The organism is Pseudomonas sp. R4-34-07 (assembly GCF_003852375.1).
In the GTDB taxonomy this organism is placed as follows: Bacteria; Pseudomonadota; Gammaproteobacteria; order Pseudomonadales; family Pseudomonadaceae; genus Aquipseudomonas.
Genome location: NZ_CP027760.1, coordinates 100,394 through 118,212 on the forward strand (window position 1 = coordinate 100,394; position 17,819 = coordinate 118,212).

16 protein-coding genes are annotated in these 17,819 nt (G+C 60.5%); all 16 read right to left on the reverse strand.

What is annotated here, in order from left to right; genetic code table 11:
- Position 1: 1 nt before the first annotated feature.
- Positions 2 to 805: an ABC transporter ATP-binding protein gene (locus C4J85_RS00480; protein ID WP_124365302.1), complete on the reverse strand. Its 804-nt coding sequence runs from the start codon at positions 803 to 805 to the stop codon at positions 2 to 4.
- The gene (locus C4J85_RS00485; RefSeq protein ID WP_124365303.1) at positions 802 to 1,950 is read right to left on the reverse strand and encodes an ABC transporter permease; all 1,149 of its coding nucleotides are present in this window, start codon (positions 1,948 to 1,950) and stop codon (positions 802 to 804) included. Before C4J85_RS00485 ends, C4J85_RS00480 begins: the two co-directional genes overlap by 4 nt.
- 54 nt (positions 1,951 to 2,004) lie before the next feature.
- Complete coding sequence (locus tag C4J85_RS00490; protein ID WP_124365304.1) at positions 2,005 to 3,036, reverse strand: DUF5924 family protein; 1,032 nt, start codon at positions 3,034 to 3,036, stop codon at positions 2,005 to 2,007.
- A 70-nt stretch (positions 3,037 to 3,106) separates the two neighbouring features.
- The gene (locus C4J85_RS00495) at positions 3,107 to 4,489 is read right to left on the reverse strand and encodes a pitrilysin family protein (protein ID WP_124408732.1); all 1,383 of its coding nucleotides are present in this window, start codon (positions 4,487 to 4,489) and stop codon (positions 3,107 to 3,109) included.
- A 58-nt stretch (positions 4,490 to 4,547) separates the two neighbouring features.
- On the reverse strand, positions 4,548 to 6,206 hold the full coding sequence (locus C4J85_RS00500) for a Na/Pi cotransporter family protein (RefSeq protein WP_124408733.1): 1,659 nt from the start codon (positions 6,204 to 6,206) through the stop codon (positions 4,548 to 4,550).
- A gap of 251 nt (positions 6,207 to 6,457) precedes the next feature.
- A complete protein-coding gene (locus C4J85_RS00505) occupies positions 6,458 to 7,225 on the reverse strand; it encodes a TerC family protein (protein WP_124408734.1) in 768 nt (255 codons plus the stop codon).
- Between the two features lie 68 nt (positions 7,226 to 7,293).
- The gene (locus C4J85_RS00510; protein WP_049710719.1) at positions 7,294 to 8,601 is read right to left on the reverse strand and encodes a CitMHS family transporter; all 1,308 of its coding nucleotides are present in this window, start codon (positions 8,599 to 8,601) and stop codon (positions 7,294 to 7,296) included.
- 368 nt (positions 8,602 to 8,969) lie between these two features.
- Entirely contained in the window at positions 8,970 to 10,931 is a 1,962-nt protein-coding gene (locus C4J85_RS00515) for a DUF4105 domain-containing protein (protein ID WP_124408735.1), read from the reverse strand.
- Positions 10,928 to 11,248 (reverse strand): DUF2388 domain-containing protein, encoded by a 321-nt coding sequence (locus C4J85_RS00520; RefSeq protein ID WP_124405927.1) that lies wholly within the window; start codon positions 11,246 to 11,248, stop codon positions 10,928 to 10,930. Before C4J85_RS00520 ends, C4J85_RS00515 begins: the two co-directional genes overlap by 4 nt.
- A gap of 38 nt (positions 11,249 to 11,286) precedes the next feature.
- On the reverse strand, positions 11,287 to 11,595 hold the full coding sequence (locus C4J85_RS00525) for a DUF2388 domain-containing protein (RefSeq protein ID WP_124360666.1): 309 nt from the start codon (positions 11,593 to 11,595) through the stop codon (positions 11,287 to 11,289).
- 81 nt (positions 11,596 to 11,676) lie between these two features.
- Positions 11,677 to 11,997, reverse strand: coding sequence for a DUF2388 domain-containing protein (locus C4J85_RS00530; protein WP_057725665.1), 321 nt, complete (start codon positions 11,995 to 11,997; stop codon positions 11,677 to 11,679).
- Positions 11,998 to 12,328: 331 nt separating this feature from the next.
- Positions 12,329 to 12,544 carry a DUF1127 domain-containing protein gene (locus C4J85_RS00535; RefSeq protein ID WP_003187413.1) on the reverse strand — a complete coding sequence of 72 codons (216 nt, stop codon included), beginning with the start codon at positions 12,542 to 12,544 and terminating at the stop codon, positions 12,329 to 12,331.
- Between the two features lie 318 nt (positions 12,545 to 12,862).
- Positions 12,863 to 14,356: an acetyl-CoA hydrolase/transferase family protein gene (locus C4J85_RS00540; protein WP_124408736.1), complete on the reverse strand. Its 1,494-nt coding sequence runs from the start codon at positions 14,354 to 14,356 to the stop codon at positions 12,863 to 12,865.
- A 233-nt stretch (positions 14,357 to 14,589) separates the two neighbouring features.
- Positions 14,590 to 16,026, reverse strand: a complete 1,437-nt coding sequence (locus C4J85_RS00545) for an NAD(P)(+) transhydrogenase (Re/Si-specific) subunit beta (RefSeq protein WP_124369107.1) — start codon at positions 16,024 to 16,026, stop codon at positions 14,590 to 14,592.
- Entirely contained in the window at positions 16,026 to 16,346 is a 321-nt protein-coding gene (locus C4J85_RS00550) for an NAD(P) transhydrogenase subunit alpha (protein ID WP_003187417.1), read from the reverse strand. The genes C4J85_RS00545 and C4J85_RS00550 overlap by 1 nt, the downstream gene beginning before the upstream one ends.
- Before the next feature lie 15 nt (positions 16,347 to 16,361).
- Positions 16,362 to 17,483, reverse strand: coding sequence for a Re/Si-specific NAD(P)(+) transhydrogenase subunit alpha (locus C4J85_RS00555; RefSeq protein WP_124408737.1), 1,122 nt, complete (start codon positions 17,481 to 17,483; stop codon positions 16,362 to 16,364).
- Positions 17,484 to 17,819: the final 336 nt, after the last annotated feature.

Here is a 17,819-nt window from a genome sequence, read left to right on the forward strand (position 1 = left end):
GTCATACCTCGTTGAGCGATTGAGCGGCATCCAATGCCGCGCGGCCTCGGGGGCCGTGGAAATATTCGTGAATCCAGGCGTCGTCGGTTTCCGAGACAACATCAATGGCATCGGCCACCAGCACTTTCTTCTGCGCCAGCACCGCCACGCGGTCGGTGATGGTGTACAGCGTGTCGAGGTCGTGGGTCACCAGGAACACACTCAAGCCCAGCGCATCGCGCAGGGTCAGGATCAGTTGATCGAATTGCGCCGCGCCAATCGGGTCGAGGCCGGCGGTGGGTTCGTCGAGAAACAGGATGTCCGGATCCAGGGCCAGCGCGCGCGCCAGGGCGGCGCGCTTGATCATGCCGCCGGACAGCGACGCCGGGTATTTGTCGGCCGCCGACAACGGCAGCCCGGCCAGGGCCAGCTTGACCGCCGCCAAATGCTCGGCATCCGCACGGCTGAGCCCGGCGTGCTCGATCAACGGCAAGGCGACGTTCTCGGTGACGGTCAGCGAGGAAAACAACGCGCCCTTCTGGAACAGCACGCCGAAGCGCCGTTCCACCAATGAGCGTTCATGCTCGGGCAAGCTCGGCAGGTTCTTGCCGAACACCCGAACTTGCCCCTCGCTGGGCCGGCGCAGGCCGACGATGCTGCGCAGCAACACCGACTTGCCGCTGCCGGAGCCGCCGACCACCGCCAGGATTTCACCCTTGTACAAATCCAGGTCGAGGTTTTCGTGCACGCTCTGGCTGCCAAAGCGGTTGCACAGGCCGCGTACCTCAATCACCGCCTCAGTGGGCGCTCGATGCAGACGACTCACCAGCCCATCTCCATGAAAAACATGGCGGCGACCGCGTCCAGCACGATCACCACGAAAATCGATTGCACCACGCTGGAGGTGGTATGCGCGCCGACGGACTCGGCACTGCCGCTGACCTTGAACCCTTCCAGGCAACCAATTGCGGCGATCAGGAACGCGAAAATCGGCGCTTTCACCATGCCTACCAGGAAATGCTGCACGCCGATGTCCGATTGCAGCAGCGACAGAAACATCGCTGGCGAAATATCCAGGGCCACCGCACACACCACACCGCCGCCGACGATCCCTGAAAGCATCGCCAGGAAGGTCAGCATCGGCAGCGCCACCAGCAGCGCCAACACCCGTGGCAGCACCAGCAGCTCCATGGGGTCCAGGCCCAGAGTGCGGATCGCGTCAATTTCTTCGTTGGCTTTCATCGAGCCGATCTGTGCAGTAAAGGCACTGGCCGTGCGGCCGGCGATCAGGATGGCGGTGAGCAATACACCGAATTCGCGTAGGAAAGAGAACGCCACCAAGTCCACGGTGAATACCGTCGCGCCAAAGCTCTTGAGCACGGTGGCGCCGAGGAAGGCCACGACGGCACCGACCAAGAAGGTCAGCAGCGCGACGATCGGCGCGGCGTCGAGACCGGTCTGTTCGATATGCGCCACCATCGGCGTCAGGCGCCAGCGTTTAGGCCGCAAGATGCCGCGCACGAAGGTTTCGAGGATCAGGCCGATGAAGCCCAGCAGTTTCATCCCGTCTTGCCAGACGGTGTCCACGGCGCGGCCGATGCGCGCCAGCACCTGGATGCTGGTGCTCTCTTCCGGTTCTTTGAGCGGTACGCAAAAATCATTCAGCGAGCGGTAGACCGTCTTGAGCAGCGCCCGGTCGGCGGCGGACAGGCTGCAATCGGTCTGCTCGGCGGAGTGTTCGATGCGGTCGGGGCCCAGCAGCTCCACCAGCAGCGAAGCACCGGCGGTATCCAGGGCGCCGAGGCCGTTAAGGTCGATGCGCGCGCCGGCGTCGTATCGGCCGTCGAGTGTGGCCGACAACTTCTTCAGGTTTGCATAGTGGGCAAGCGTCCAGTCACCGGTAATCCGCAGCAGCGGCGGTGTGCTGGACGTATCGAGTTGGGCCGCGCCGGCTGTCGTACGAGTGGTCATAAGCTCCGAGCTTGTTTGGCTATCCACAATTCCTACGTAATAGCATGATCGGGCCTACTCTGGGTTGTCCGTTTGTGCTGAGTCGGTGACGTTGAAGCGCAGCACGCCAATGACTTGGCCGTCTTCGGTCAGCACCCGTACCTGCCAGCGGCCTACCGAATCCGGCGGGAAGTTCTGCTTGTGGGTCCAGGCGCGGTAGCCCTCCTTGCGGCCGCCATGGATATCCAGGGCAATGCGGTCGACTTCCTTGCCGTTGAATTTCCACACATGGTAGATCCGCTCATCCAGGCCGCGCGGGGCGTTGATGGCGGTGTAGGCGTACAGCCCGCCGCTGCGCAGTTGGGCGGCGCTGACCTGCTTGAGGTCGTCGCCCGGTGTGCGGTCTTGGAGCTGGGTGCTGATGGCCACTTCGGTCATCCACAGGGTGGCAGGTGGCACCCAGCTTCGCAGCAGCCAGCCGGCGCAGCCGATCGCGGCCGTGACCCCCAGCAGCATCGCCCAGCCCTTGATGCTGCGCAGTGGCAGGCTGACGGCCAGGCTCGGAATCGACAGGGCCATGGCGACGCCCAGGGCCAGCTTGTAACTCTCGGCGGTGGTCAGGTGCAGAATGATCGGCAATGCGGTCAGCAGTGCGGCGAATAATGTCAGTGTATGCAAGGCGAGGAACAGGGAGCGCTTGGGCGCCAGCCACTTGTAGTACAGCGGGTCGATGATCGACACCAGCGCCGCCGCACCGAGCAGGCCGGTGAACACCGACTGGCCGCTGTTCCAGGCCGTGGTGACGAAAAAGAACGGCAGCACGAAAAACAGACTTTCCTGGTGGATCATCTGGGTGGCGTAGCGCAGCAGCGGTTCGGGTATTTCGCGGTTGAACAGCTTGGTAAACAGTTGCGTGAAGCTGTTTTCCAACATCAGCCACAGCCAGCTCACCAGCATGATCACGGCGATCCAGCTGGCCATGCCTTGCTGGCGGTCCACCAGGATGAAGCTGCCCACACCCGATATGAAACCGCCGAGTGCGATCACCCCAGGGTAGCGTTTGATCAGTTCTATAACGCGCTGGATAAGGGGCGGTAAGTTCGGCATGGACGATTCACAATGTGTGTGGGAAAAATCCGAGACAGAATAACGTCTTAGTCCGTTGTTCGGTGCTTCATTACAGGGTCCGTTTGCGAGAAAACCGTAGCGCCGCCCCAGCCAGGATGATCAGTGCCAGCACACCCGCGCCGATCCAGCTCAGGGCGTTATAGCTCAACAACGGCTTTTCGACGCGCCAGTAGCCCGGCTGCTCCAACACCTGGCGCATGGCCTGATTGGTCTGCGCCAGGGTCACGGCCTTGATGCGTTTGGCCGGGTCGCCGAAGCGGCCATCGGCATATTCGCCGGCCGCGCTCCAATAATAGTCGGCCAACGCGCTGTTGCCCTGCACTGCCCAGGCCTGGCGGGCGATGGCGGCTTGCTGCAGGCGAGCGAACACCGCCGGGTCGAGGCCGTCCTTGAGCAACTGCGTCTTTAGGTCTTGCAATACCTGTTCGGCTTGCTCGAGGTTGTCCCGTTCGAGGTCGGCGTTCAGGCTGAGGAAACCGACGCCGCCGAGCACTTCGCGTTCGGTCCATGGGCCGTAAGACAAACCGTGCCTGAGCCGCAGTTGGCGGTACAACGCCCAGTCGAGGTAGTCCTTGAGCAGGTCGTAGGTTTCATCATGCTGGTCGTCCAGCACCGGTTCCGGGAACAGCCAGTGCAGCTTGGCGTTGTCGCCGACCCAGCCGTGGATCAGGTCACGCTGGCCGGCAGCGGCATGCTGGATTTGCGGCAGCGGCCGGTGTTCGCTCGGCTCTACCGGATCGAGTTGGCCAAAGGTGCGTTCCAGGTAGGCCGGCAGGAGTTTGTCCAGATCGCCGACGACGATCAGGGTCATATTGTTCGGCGCGTACCAATTTTTGCGCAGCGCCTCCAACTGATCGCGCGCGAGGTGGCTGACCTCGGCGCGTTCGGCGCACTTGAGGCCCAGCTCGACGGCTAACTGGTTGCTGGCGTTGTGGCCGAGGTCCTGGCGGTCGAGCAGGCGTTGCAAGTGTGAGTAATGACCGCCGTCCTCGCGCTCGACCACCTGCTTGGCAGCGTTGATATGGGCGTCGGTCAGTTGGGTGCGGGTGATGATTGCCAGCAGCAGGTCCAGCACCTTGCGCTGGTTCTGCGCGGGCGCCTCGATGACGAACGTGGTGTCGGCGTTGCTGGTGTAGGCGTTCCACTCGCCGCCCAGGGCTTGCATGCGGTCTTCGAGGTCGCCTTCGCCACCGCCATCGATGCCGCTGAACAACAGGTGTTCGAACAGATGCGGCAGTTCCTTCTGGTCGCAGCTGAAATCGTCCAGGCCCACGCCAACCACAAGGCGGATGGCCACATGCCCGCGCTCGGTGCCCGGTTTGAGCAACAGTTGCAGGCCGTTGGGCAAGGTGTAGCCCTCGACTTGCAGGCGGTCAAAGGCAAAGGTGTGTGCCGAGCCCAGCAGCAGGCAGGCGAGTAACAGGCGACGCATAACAAGCTTCCTGGCGAACGAGGTCCATTGTTAACTGACTTCGCTGGCTGGCGTACGTTCAGGGCGAATGGGTGATGTCGGCAATATCTTCAGCAGAGAGTGCGCCGGTGTCGGACGTTTCCAACACGACATAGGCGCTGCTGCAGAACAACGAGTTCAAGCGCTTCATGTCGGCAATCAGCTCCAGGTGCAGGGAACTGGTTTCCAGGCTCTGCACGATTTTACGTTGCAGGCGGCTGACGTGGGCGTGGGCCAGGCGACGTTCCTGGGCGCGAAAGCGGCGCTTCTCACGCAGTAATTGGCGGGCACTTTCCGGATCGCCGCTGAGGAAGACCGACAGGCCCAGGCGCAGGTTGGCGATCAACTGGCTGTGCAGGCCGCTGAGTTCTTCCAGGCCGACCTCGGAAAATTGCCAACGTTGCGAAGTCTTCTGCTGCTGGACTTTGCGCAGCATGCGCTCGATCAAGTCGCCCGCCAGCTTCAGGTTGATGGACAGCTCAATGATTTCCGCCCAGCGTCGGTTGTCCTGTTCACTCAGGTCTTCACGGGGCATTTGCGCCAGGTAAAGTTTGATCGCGCTATAAAGCGCCTCGACGTCATCGCTGAGGCTGCGCATTTCCTGGGTAATGGCGGTTTGTTTGCCGCGCAGCACTTCCTGCATCGAGGTGAGCATGTTGTCAATCAGGTCGCCGAGCCGCAGGGTTTCGCGGGCGGCGTTGGCCAGCGCCAGGCTCGGCGTATTCAGCGAGGCCAGGTCCAGATGGCGCGGCTTGGCTTTGCCATCGGTTTCTGGCCGCTCCGGCAGCAGCCATTCGCACAGCCGTGCCATCGGGCCGATGGTGGGCAATAGAATCAGGCAGCGGCTGACGTTGTAGAGCAGGTGGAACGTGATGACCATGGCCTGAGTGCTGTAGTCCAGGCCGTCCATCCAGCGTACGAGTGGGTCGAGTACCGGAATGATCAACAGCAGGCCGATCAACTTGTACAACAGGCTGCCCAGGGCGACTTGCCGCCCGGCGGTGTTCTGCATGCTGGTGCTGAGAAAGGCCAGGATGCCACTGCCGATGTTGGCGCCGATCACCAGGCCGATGGCCACGTGCAAACCGATCACGCCGGCACCGGCCAGGGTAGCCGTCAGCAGCACGGCGGCGAGGCTGGAGTAGGAAATCATCGCGAACAGCGCACCGACCAAGGCATCGAGCAAGATGTCACCGGTCAGCGAAGCGAAGATGACTTTGACACCTTGGGCATGGGTAATCGGCCCGGCGGCTTCGACGATCAATTGCAGTGCGAGAATGATCAACCCGAGGCCGATCCCGACCCGGCCGAGTTGCCCGGCCCGCGTCTGTTTGCGCGACAGGAAAAAAATCACCCCGAGGAAGATCAACAGCGGCGATAACCAGGACAGGTCCAGGGTGAGTACCCGCGCCATCAACGCGGTGCCGACGTCGGCGCCGAGCATGGTGGCCAAGGCGGGCGTCAGGCTCATTAAGCCTTGGCCGACAAAGGACGTCACCAGCATCGCCGTGGCATTGCTGCTCTGCACCATGGCCGTTACCAGGATGCCGGCGACAAACGCCAGCCAGCGCTTGGACATGTTCTGCCCGATGACTTGGCGCAAGTTGGAGCCGTAGACCCGCAGGATGCCGGTACGGACGATGTGCGTGCCCCAGATAAGCAGGGTCACGGCGGAAAGCAGATTGAGCAGGGTCAGCATGCTCGGCCCCCCGTGTGGGTGCGCTCCAACAGGAGCGAAGGAAAGTTGCCGCGTGCCGTTCTACGTCTTGTACTTAAGCTGTAGTTGGCGAATGGGCTCTGCGCCAGCATCGCATAGCTAAACTCGGGATTGAAACAAAACTGTCATATGTAGGAGCGAGCTTGCTCGCGAAGAACGTCAACGATTACGCGTACTGCCTGGTTTAACGCGTTGTCCTTGGGTTCTTCGCGAGCAAGCTCGCTCCTACAGGTTTATTGACCCGGAACGTCCTTGCGCAGTTTCACCGGGTCCTGCTGTTTCTTCTTTTTCGCGATGGCGGTGCGCATCTTGATGTTCACCGCTTCCACTGCCAGCGAGAACGCCATGGCGAAGTAGACGTAGCCTTTTGGCACGTGCACGTCGAAGGATTCGGCGATCAGCACGGTACCCACTACCAGCAGGAACGACAGCGCCAGCATCTTCAGCGACGGGTGCTTGTCGATAAATTCGCTGATGGTGCCAGCGGCCAGCATCATCACCAGTACGGCAACCACGATAGCGGCAATCATTACCGGCACATGGGAAACCATGCCGACGGCGGTGATGACCGAATCTAGGGAGAACACAATGTCGATGATCGCAATCTGGATGATGGTGTAGATGAACTTGCCGCCGGCGCCTTTAGGCTCGTCGGTGGTTTCATCTTCACCTTCCAGGGCGTGGTACATCTCCTGGGAGCTTTTCCACAACAGAAACAGGCCACCGAAGAACAGGATCAGGTCGCGACCGGAAATGCCCTCGCCGAACACTACGAACAGGTCGGCGGTCAGTTGCATGACCCAGGTGATCGACAGCAGCAACAGGATACGCGTGACCATCGCCAGCGCGAGGCCGAAGATCCGGGTGCGTGCCTGCATGTGCTTGGGCATGCGGCTGACCAGGATCGAAATCATGATGATGTTATCGATGCCCAGGACGATCTCGAGGGCCGTCAGGGTGAAGAAGGCAATCCAGATTTCCGGATTGGTCAGCCATTCCATGTGTATTCCTTTGAGCAAGTGTTAGACCGCGCAAGCTGTAGCGCCGCACGGTAGGTGAGTCGGTACGATTATAGAGTGCTGAACAGCGGAAAAATCCCCATCAGCAACGCGGCGAACATTATGCACAGGCATACCAGTACTGCCCACTTGAGGGTGAAGCGCTGGTGATCGCCAAACTCGATACCCGCCAGCGCGACCAGCAGGTAGGTCGAGGGTACCAGTGGGCTCAGCAGATGCACCGGTTGCCCGACGATCGACGCACGGGCCATTTCCACAGCGGTGATGCCGTAGTGGCTGGCGGCTTCGGCCAGTACCGGCAGCACGCCATAATAGAACGCATCGTTGGACATGAAGAAGGTGAACGGCATGCTCACCAGCGCAGTGATCACCGCCAAGTACGGGCCCATGGCTTCAGGGATGACCGCCAGCAGGCTCTTGGACATGGCATCGACCATGCCAGTGCCCGACAGGATGCCGGTGAAGATACCGGCGGCGAAGATCAACCCGACCACCGCCAATACGCTGCCGGCGTGGGCCGCGACGCGGTCTTTCTGTTGTTGCAGGCACGGGTAGTTGACGATCATCGCGATACTGAACGCCACCATGAACAGCACCGGCAGCGGCAACAGGCCGGCGATGAGCGTGCACATCAGCGCAAGGGTGAGCGCGCCGTTGAACCAGATCAGCTTCGGACGGCGGGCGTCGGGGAATTGCGACACGCTGATGTCGCTGTGGTCGATCTCGTCGCCCTGCAGGTGCAGTTCACCCAGGCGTGCGCGCTCGCGCTTGCCGTACATGTAGGCAATCACCAGGATCGCCACCACGCCGGCGGCCATGGCCGGGATCATCGGCACGAAGATGTCCGATGGGTCCACATGCAGCGCACTGGCGGCGCGGGCCGTCGGGCCACCCCAGGGGGTCATGTTCATCACGCCACCGGCAAGAATGATCAGGCCGGCCATGATCCGCGGGCTCATGCCGATGCGCTGGTACAGCGGCAACATGGCGGCGACGCAGATCATGTAAGTGGTGGCGCCGTCACCGTCGAGGGACACCACGAGGGCCAGCACGGCGGTGCCGACCGAGACTTTCAACGGGTCGCCCTTGACCATCTTGAGGATCTTGCGCACGGCCGGGTCGAACAGGCCGGAGTCGATCATCAGGGCAAAGTAGAGGATGGCGAACATCAGCATCACGCCGGTCGGCGCGAGCTTGGTGATGCCTTCGAGCATCATCGGGCCGATCTTCGGCGCGAAACCGCCGAACAGCGCGAACAGGATAGGCACGATGATCAAGGCGATCAGCGCAGACAGGCGCTTGGTCATGATCAGGAACATGAACGTGATGACCATGGCAAAGCCAAGGAAAGTCAGCATAGGAATACTCCAGGCGTAGCGCGGCTAGGGAATGGCGAACCGGGTGGGGTCAGCGCAGAACGAAAGGCACGTGGCGTACGGGGGGAGTTGGGGCAAACAGGCGGGTACGGACGGACATCGGGAATCACCATTGTTGTTGTTAACAGTCGGTCTGTTGCCGACAGTGGGGGTGATCCTAGACGGGTAAGCTTTCAGCCAGCTTTCGCTGAGAAAACAGGTGATACACGGTCGTGAGGCTTATTCAGATACAAATGTGGGAGGGGGCTTGCTCCCGATAGCGGTGGGTCAGCCAGCACATATATCAGCTGACCCAATGCCATCGGGAGCAAGCCCCCTCCCACAATTGGGTTTTGCGTACCGCTGAATCTTCAGGGCAGTTCGAGACCACCGGCCGCCTTGTGCAACGCCCGCAGATGTTCGCCCATCTGCTTGAGATTGGCTTCGCAAGCGGCAATCTCGGCAGCACGGGCAGGCTCGAGCAGCGCCCTTACCTCTTTATCCAGTTCGCCGGTCAGCGACTGCAGTTGCTTCTGGCGCTCGGCACTTTCCGATTCCAGCCGTTTGGCCTCCGACGGTTGCGGCAGGCCGTAGCCGCCACTGTCGAGCAGTTCGGCCGGACGGCTGAGGAAGCCGCTGTTGGCGAGAATTTGCTGCAGCGTGTTATTGGCTTTCTCCATGCCGCCGTTTTTCAGCTCCCGGGCATTGAGGTAGCGTTGTTTGACTTCGTCCTGGGCGAGCATCAGTTGTTTGCGATAGCTGGCTTGTTCCAGCAACAGCAACGCGGCGCTGGTGCGCAAATCGGCCTGGCTGAACCATTGGCGGCGCTCTTGCGCATTCAGCGACAGCCACTCTTCGACTTGGCTCTGCTTGATCGGCAGACGCTTGCGCAGTACATCGAACATCGCCTGGTAGCGCTCGCGGAACGAGTCGAAGTGATAACCCAGGCGCAACGCCTCGCGCTTGTCGTTCAGCACGCTGGTGTCGGCCAACCCACGTGCGCTGAGCACTTCCAGCAAGCCGTTGGGGGTGATGTTGTCCAGGCCGGTCAATTGTGGGTTGGCGCTGCCGCTGCGCAACAGCTTCAGGCTTTCTACCGCGCAGTTGTTGGAAATAAAGAAGTAGTTGCCGTCGTAGCTCCAGTGCATCTCGGCGGCATGTTCGACCGTGTCGTTGATTTCCTGGCGGTTGAGCTTCAGCGGCACGGATGCCAAGCTGCGCAGCTCGGTCTTGGTGTATTCGTCGATGACCTGGGCCAGCGGCAGCACAAACAGGCGCGACGGGTATTTGCCCACCAGGCCGTCCCAGCTCGACAGCTGGACGTCACCGACGAAGGCGCGGTAGGACAACACCAGATGCTGATCCAGGTCCAGCCTGCAATCCGGCCCGCGCGGACGGCCCGGCGCGCAGATCACCAGACGCAGCATGCTATGGCCCCAGCGGCTTACCAGATTCTGATTGGCTTCGGCGAGCAGGTAGTCGATTTCATACACGCGCTCCGGGTCGATCTGGCCCAGCGGGGTTTTGGCGAAGTCATTGCCGGCGTTCAAAAACGCGTAGGTATTGCCGCAGGCGTCCTGCCCGGGCGGTGCCCAGCCGAAATGTTCCTTGTAATAGCGCGCCAGCGCGGGGCGGCGGCAGGCGTAGCTTGGGTCGAGGAGGAAGTACTCCATGTTGACCGCGACGAATTCCAGCGGGCTGGTGGTTTCGTAGATATCCGGGCTGCGCACCACCTGATTATTGTGCTGTTCGCGTTCGCCGCGACGGCCGACGTATTGCGGCCAACCGGCGAGGTCCAGCAAGCGTGGGTCGTCACTGAGCGTGAAGCGCCGGTCATTCTGGCCACGGCATTGATCGGGCAGGCCAATCAAACCGGTGATGCTGTTCTGGCGGCTGCATCGCTGGATCAGGGCTCGCTCGTCTTTGGACCAGAGGCGCGCACGGTCGTAGATATGGGTCAGTTCATGCAGCACGGTGGCGAGCATTTCCTTGCGCACGGTGCCGTGGGGGCGGTTGGTTTTCTGCGTGGCGGCGCTGCCGTCGGTCAGGCTGGCAAGCAGGTTCTGGTTAAGATCCAGTTCGGACACCAGGGAGGCCTGGCCATAAGCGTTTTCAGGCATCTTGTCGGTCCAGCCGACGTCGATACGGCGGTCCAACTGCTCGATGAAACGCGGCGGCAAGGCGCCCATCGCTTCATCGAGCAGCGCCTGGCTGGCCTGCTGTTGCGCCGGGCTCAAGCCATCGGTCTTGAGCCGCAGTTGCAGGCCGGCCTGGGCTGTACCGGCACACAGCAGCACTGCCCCGGCCAGGAGCCAGGCGTTGATTCGCCTCACAGAGCGAGGATAGCTTCGGCGAGCGTCTGGTCGCTGGCATCACGGGCTTGTGGCACGCGGGTGCGCAAGGTGTCGAACGCCGCCTCGAGTTGCGCGCCACGAATCTCGCCGTTGGTGGCGACGAAGCTGGCGGCATCATCGTGGGCTTCGCGCACGATCTTGGAGTCGCGGATGGAGGTGGTGGTGTCCGAGGTGAAATCAATGGTGCGCGCCGAAGCACGGACGATGATGTTACTGGTGGCCTTCAGGGTTTGCGCCTGGGCGACATCGGCCAAAAACAGCAGGCCGAGGGCGGCGATGATCAACGGGCTACGCATGGGGTGACTCCAATACAAAGATGGACATACAAAGATGATTATTGGACGAGAATTGCCTGCGCCAGTTCAAGGTCGCTCGCATGAAGTTTTGGCTGGGTACGGCGCAGGTAATCCAGCGCGGACTCCAAGCGTGCGCCCCGCCATTGGCCGTCAGTGGCAATGAAAGCAGCAGCATCATCCTTGGCAACCCGTACCAATTTGTTGTCGAACGGCGCAGAGGTCACCTTGCTGGTGGCGTACGCGCTGACAACGGTGCTTTGGATGGACACGTCAAAGGCCGAAGCCGGCGGTGCCCAGCAGGCGCAGAACATCACAGGAACAATCAACAGGCGGTATGAAAAAGCCATGGGACTCGACAACTGAAAACGAGCGCCAAGGCTAGCGCAATGACCGGATGAGGGCCAGTGCGACTGGCCCTTCCCCTGGTTTTAGATCGCCAGGATGGCCTGGGCCAATTGAGCGTCAGTGGCGGTGTTCAACTGCGGCGCCTGTTGGCGGATCTGGGCCAGGGCGCTTTCCAGTTTCACACCTCGAATGGCGCCTTCGCTGGCGACAAAACTGGCCGCGTCGTCACGGGCGGCTCGCACCACTTTGTTGTCGCGCAGGGAGGACGTGGCATCAGAGGTGGCATCGGAAGTGGCTTTCAGTGCGCCAACGATCGAATCGGTGGTGACGATAAAGCTGCTCGCGTTGGCATTGGCAGCAACGGCCAACAGGGCGGCAGTGCACAGCAGGCGAAGACGGGACATGGGGTAACTCCTGTAGATGAGCAAATAAAGTGGCACAGAGTGGCCACAATGAAACGGACGTTGGCATTTGGGCATCTGACGCCCGTTCTACAAGGTTCGCCACGTAGTGATTGGATATTAGGCCACCGCTTGTCCATTCGGAAGTCGTCGTTTAACTGTTATGGTTATATTTTAAGATATAAAAACTGTATTGGTTCGGCAGATCGTCGCTGTTTCAATTGCATCGCATCAGAAACAGCAAAGCCCGCCTCCGGTTTCCCGGGGCGGGCTTTGCTTTGACAAATCAGAGTGCTGGCAGTGGACCCGGCAGGTCAGGGCCAGCGAGCGCCAATCAGCGCCAGAACGGCTTGCTCAGCTCTTCGTAGCGTTGAGCTTCGCTGATACCAGCATCGGCCAGCAGACGCGAATCCAGGCGAGCCAGTTGGTGGCGGCTGGAGATGCGGCGCTGCCACAACATCAGGTTGGCGAGAACGCGCAGAGGCAGGGAAGCCTGGGTGTTAACAGCTTTTTCTTCGAAGAACAGTTCGGAACTGAGTGTACGTTCCATGATGACATCCTTCCGCTTGTGGCGGGATTAGGTAGTGGTTTAACTGATGCCAATCATCCTCCTCCCGCGCAAGACTCTCTAGATACAGTTCACCTGTATTGTGAGGGGCCAGTTAACTGTTTATAGAGGCTGTACGGTACGAAATGAGGGCAACTGTACCTGCTTGCACTGAAGCAGTGCGAAATAGGCATTTTAGAGGTAGGTCGTAGGATATTTCGGTAGGAAATGACCGGTACAGCAGTACAGTTTTTTACGTAACCACCGCTTAAACGACCGGGTCGATGAAACTGTTCAGGCATCAACCCGGTTGTGTACCCCTCAACCTTTGAGCATGTGTCCGGTTTCTTCCAGGTTAATGTGCCAGCTCAGTGCATCACGCAGGATGTGCGGGGTATGCCCGCCAAGCGCGCAGGCGGCCTCGAAGTAACTGTTCAGCGCATCGCGATACGCCGGGTGCACACAGTTGTCGATGATCACTCGGGCCCGCTCCCGTGGCGCCAGGCCACGCAAGTCGGCCAGGCCCACTTCGGTCACTAGGATGTCTACGTCATGTTCGGTGTGGTCCACATGGCTCACCATCGGTACCACGCTGGAAATCGCGCCGCCTTTGGCAATCGACTTGGTCACGAAGATCGCCAGGTGTGCATTGCGCGCAAAGTCCCCGGAGCCGCCAATACCGTTCATCATTCGCGTGCCGCAAACGTGGGTGGAATTGACGTTGCCGTAGATATCGAACTCCAGCGCGGTGTTGATACCAATAATGCCCAGGCGACGCACCACTTCAGGATGGTTGGAAATCTCCTGCGGGCGCAGCACCAATTTGTCCTTGTAGTGCTCAAGATTGCCGAACACGTCGGCATTGCGCCGCTCCGACAGGGTAATCGAGCTGCCGGAGGCGAAGCTCAGCTTGCCGGCGTCGATCAAGTCGAACGTCGAGTCCTGCAGCACTTCCGAATACATGGTCAAGTCTTCGAACGGCGAGTCAATCAGGCCACACATCACCGCGTTAGCGATATTGCCGATACCGGCCTGCAGCGGGCCGAGCTTGTTGGTCATGCGGCCGGCGTCCACTTCCTGTTTCAGAAAGTTGATCAGGTGATTGGCGATGCCTTGGGTATCGGCGTCGGGTGGCGTCACGGTGGACGCAGAATCCGCCTGATTGGTGATCACAATAGCGACGATTTTTTCGGGCGGGATAGGAATCGCCGGGCTGCCAATGCGGTCGTCGACTTTAACCAGCGGAATCGGCGTGCGGGTTGGCCGATAGGAGGGGATGTAAATATCGTGCAGCCTTTCCAGGTTCGGATTGTGCGCCAGGTTGATCTCGACGATCACTTGCTTGGCAAAAATCGCGAAGCTGGCCGAGTTGCCTACCGAGGTGGTGGGCACGATATGCCCAAGCTCGGTGATTGCAACGGCTTCGATTACCGCGATGTCCGGCAACTTGAGCTGGTTATTGCGCAGTTGCTCGACAGTTTCCGACAGGTGCTGGTCGATAAACATCACCTCGCCCGCGTTGATCGCCTTGCGCAGCGTGCTGTCCACTTGAAAGGGCATGCGACGTGACAGCACGCCGGCTTCGGTCAATTGCTTGTCCAGGTCGTTGCCCAGGCTGGCGCCGGTCATCAGGGTGATTTTCAGCGGGGAAGTCTTGGCGCGCTCGGCCAGGGCGTGAGGAACGGCCTTGGCTTCACCGGCGCGGGTGAAGCCGCTCATGCCGACGGTCATGCCGTCTTCGATCAGTGCGGCGGCGTCTGCCGCGCTCATGACCTTGTTCAACAATGAAGGCAAGCGGATACGATCACGGTACATGAATGGTTATCTCGGGCTACGGAAGCAAGGTGGGCAGTGTAGTGATTTCAAAAAGTTTCGGCCCGCTACCATGGTCGAATGCCGAGTAGCGATTTAGAGCCTTTGGTCGGGTTTCATATGAGTGTGCAAGCGGGACGTGCAACGTCCCCGGCTGCATTCCCACGCAGAGCATGGGAACGAAAAAACCCCAGCCTACGTGAGGCCAGGGTTTCGGGTGTTGCGCTGGCGCAGTGTTATTCGACGGCCTTGACCATGTCTTCGATGACCTTCTTGGCATCACCGAAGACCATCATGGTCTTGTCCAGGTAGAACAACTCGTTATCCAGGCCCGCGTAGCCGCTGGCCATCGAGCGCTTGTTGACGATGATGGTTTTGGCCTTGAACGCTTCAAGGATCGGCATGCCGGCGATCGGTGAGTTCGGATCGTTCTTGGCGGCCGGGTTGACCACGTCGTTGGCGCCCAGCACCAGTACCACGTCGGCCTGGCCGAACTCGGAGTTGATGTCCTCCATCTCGAACACTTGGTCGTACGGTACTTCTGCTTCGGCGAGCAGTACGTTCATGTGCCCAGGCATACGGCCCGCCACCGGGTGGATCGCATACTTCACTGTCACGCCGCGGTGTGTCAGCTTCTCGGTCAGTTCCTTGAGCGCGTGCTGCGCCCGGGCCACTGCCAGACCGTAGCCCGGCACGATGATTACGGTGTCGGCGTTGGTCAGCAGGAACGTGGCATCGTCGGCCGAGCCGGACTTCACCGGCCGTGCTTCTTTAGAGCCTGCCGCAGCGGTGGCGTCTGGCGTGTTGCCGAAACCGCCGAGCAGTACATTAAAGAAGGAACGGTTCATCGCCTTGCACATGATGTACGAGAGGATTGCGCCGCTGGAACCCACCAGGGAGCCGGCGATGATCAGCATCGAATTGTTCAGCGAGAAGCCGATGCCCGCCGCTGCCCAGCCGGAGTAGCTGTTGAGCATCGACACGACGACCGGCATGTCGGCGCCGCCGATCGGGATGATGATCAGCACGCCCAGAACGAAGGCCAGGGCCAGCATCACTGCGAAGGCAGTCAGGTTGCCGGTGAACATGAACGCCAGGCCCAGGCCCAGCGTGAGCAGGCCCAGCACCAGGTTGAGCTTGTGCTGGCCACCGAACTGTACCGGTGCGCCCTGGAACAGGCGGAACTTGTACTTGCCCGACAGCTTGCCGAAGGCGATCACCGAACCGGAGAAGGTGATTGCGCCGATGGCGGCGCCGAGGAACAGCTCCAGGCGGTTGCCCGCAGGAATCGCGTCGCCCAGGTGTTTGACGATGCCCAGCGATTGCGGCTCGACGACAGCTGCGATGGCGATAAACACTGCGGCCAGGCCGATCATGCTGTGCATGAAAGCTACCAGCTCCGGCATCTTGGTCATTTCTACGCGCTTGGCCATGATCGAGCCGGCGGTGCCGCCGATCAGCAGGCCGACGATCACGTAACCGATACCGGCAGTCGCCAGCTCAGCGCCGAGCTTATAGATGAGGCCGACGGTGGTGAGTACCGCCAGCGCCATGCCGAGCATGCCGAACAGGTTGCCGCGCCGCGAAGTGGTCGGGTGCGAGAGGCCTTTGAGGGCTTGGATGAAACAGATCGACGCAATCAGGTAGAGCGTCGTGACGAGGTTCATGCTCATTACTTTGGCGCCTCTTCTTTTACTTTCGGGGCTTTTTTCTTGAACATCTCAAGCATGCGCCGCGTGACCAGAAAGCCACCAAATACGTTGACCGCTGCCAGCGCCACGGCCAGGGTGCCCATCGTCTTGCCCAGCGGCGTCACCGTGAGAGCGGCGGCGAGCATGGCGCCGACGATCACGATAGCCGAAATGGCGTTGGTCACGGCCATCAACGGCGTGTGCAGCGCGGGTGTCACGTTCCAGACCACGTGGTAACCGACATAAATCGCCAGCACAAAGATGATCAGGTTGTAGATACCGGGGGAGATAAGCTCTTCCATCGTCTGAATCCCTGCTTAGGCGTTTTTGCGGATGACTTGGCCGTCGCGGCACATCAGGCACGCGGCGACGATGTCGTCTTCGAGGTTGATTTCAAACTGCCCTTCCTTGGTGAACACCAGCTTCAGGAAGTCCAGCAGGTTGCGTGCATACAAGGCCGACGCATCGGCGGCCACGGCGCCGGCCAGGTTGGTCGGGCCGCAAATGATCACGCCGTTTTCCACCACCACTTGATCTGCGACCGTCAGCGGGCAGTTGCCGCCCTGGGCTGCCGCGAGGTCAATGACGACCGAGCCCGGTTTCATCTGTGCGACGGTTTCGGCGCTGAGCAAGGTCGGTGCTTTGCGACCGGGGATCAATGCCGTGGTGATGACGATATCTGCTTGCCTGGCGCGCTCGTGCACAGCCAGGGCCTGGCGCTGCATCCAACTGGTGGGCATCGGGCGTGCGTAACCACCGACGCCGACCGCGCATTCACGTTCCTCATCGGTTTCGTAAGGCACATCGACGAACTTGGCGCCGAGGGATTCGATCTGTTCCTTTACGGGCGGGCGTACATCAGAGGCTTCGATTACTGCACCCAGGCGTTTCGCCGTGGCAATGGCCTGCAAACCGGCGACGCCAGCGCCAAGGATCAGCACGCGGGCCGCTTTCACGGTGCCTGCGGCGGTCATCAACATCGGCATGAAGCGCGGGTAGTGGTGGGCAGCCAGCAATACCGCCTTGTAACCGGCGATGTTGGCTTGTGAAGACAGCACATCCAGGCTCTGGGCCCGCGAGGTGCGTGGCGCGGCTTCGAGAGCGAAGGCCGTGATGCCGCATTCTGCGAGCTTGGCGATGGTTTCGTTGCTGAACGGATTGAGCATGCCCACCAATACGGTGCCGCTTTTGATCAGCGCCAGTTCGCTGTCGCTGGGGGCAACCACCTTGAGGATCAGTTCGGCGCCAAACGCATCGTTGGCGCTGCCAATGGTTGCGCCTGCCGTTTCATAAGCACTGTCGACGATGCTGGCTTTAATGCCTGCGCCGCTTTGTACAGTGACCTTATGGCCCTGGCCGATCAGCTTCTTGATGGTTTCCGGGGTGGCAGCCACCCGCGTTTCACCGGTCTGGGTTTCGAGAGGAACACCAATGTGCACGTCAAATCTCCTGCATGATCTTTTTGCTTTTGATCTTTTTGTAAAAAGGCCAGTGCGCCATGAGTGGCACAGCTGGGGCGGCCGATCAGCACGATCCCGCTGAAATGACAGCGGGGCGCGGCATTTTGCAGGCGAACTTTACGGCCTTCAAGGGATTATGACGGGTGACGAAAAATTAACTACAAGTCACCCTGTGACTGATTGTCGCAATGCGTGGGGATAACCTCATTGAATACAGGTAGTTAAGCCTTTTTGCAGCGAGACAGTCGATTTACACATGTTTATGGTGAATAGTCGGTTATTGACCCGTGATAGTCGCTATAGGCCATGAGAATC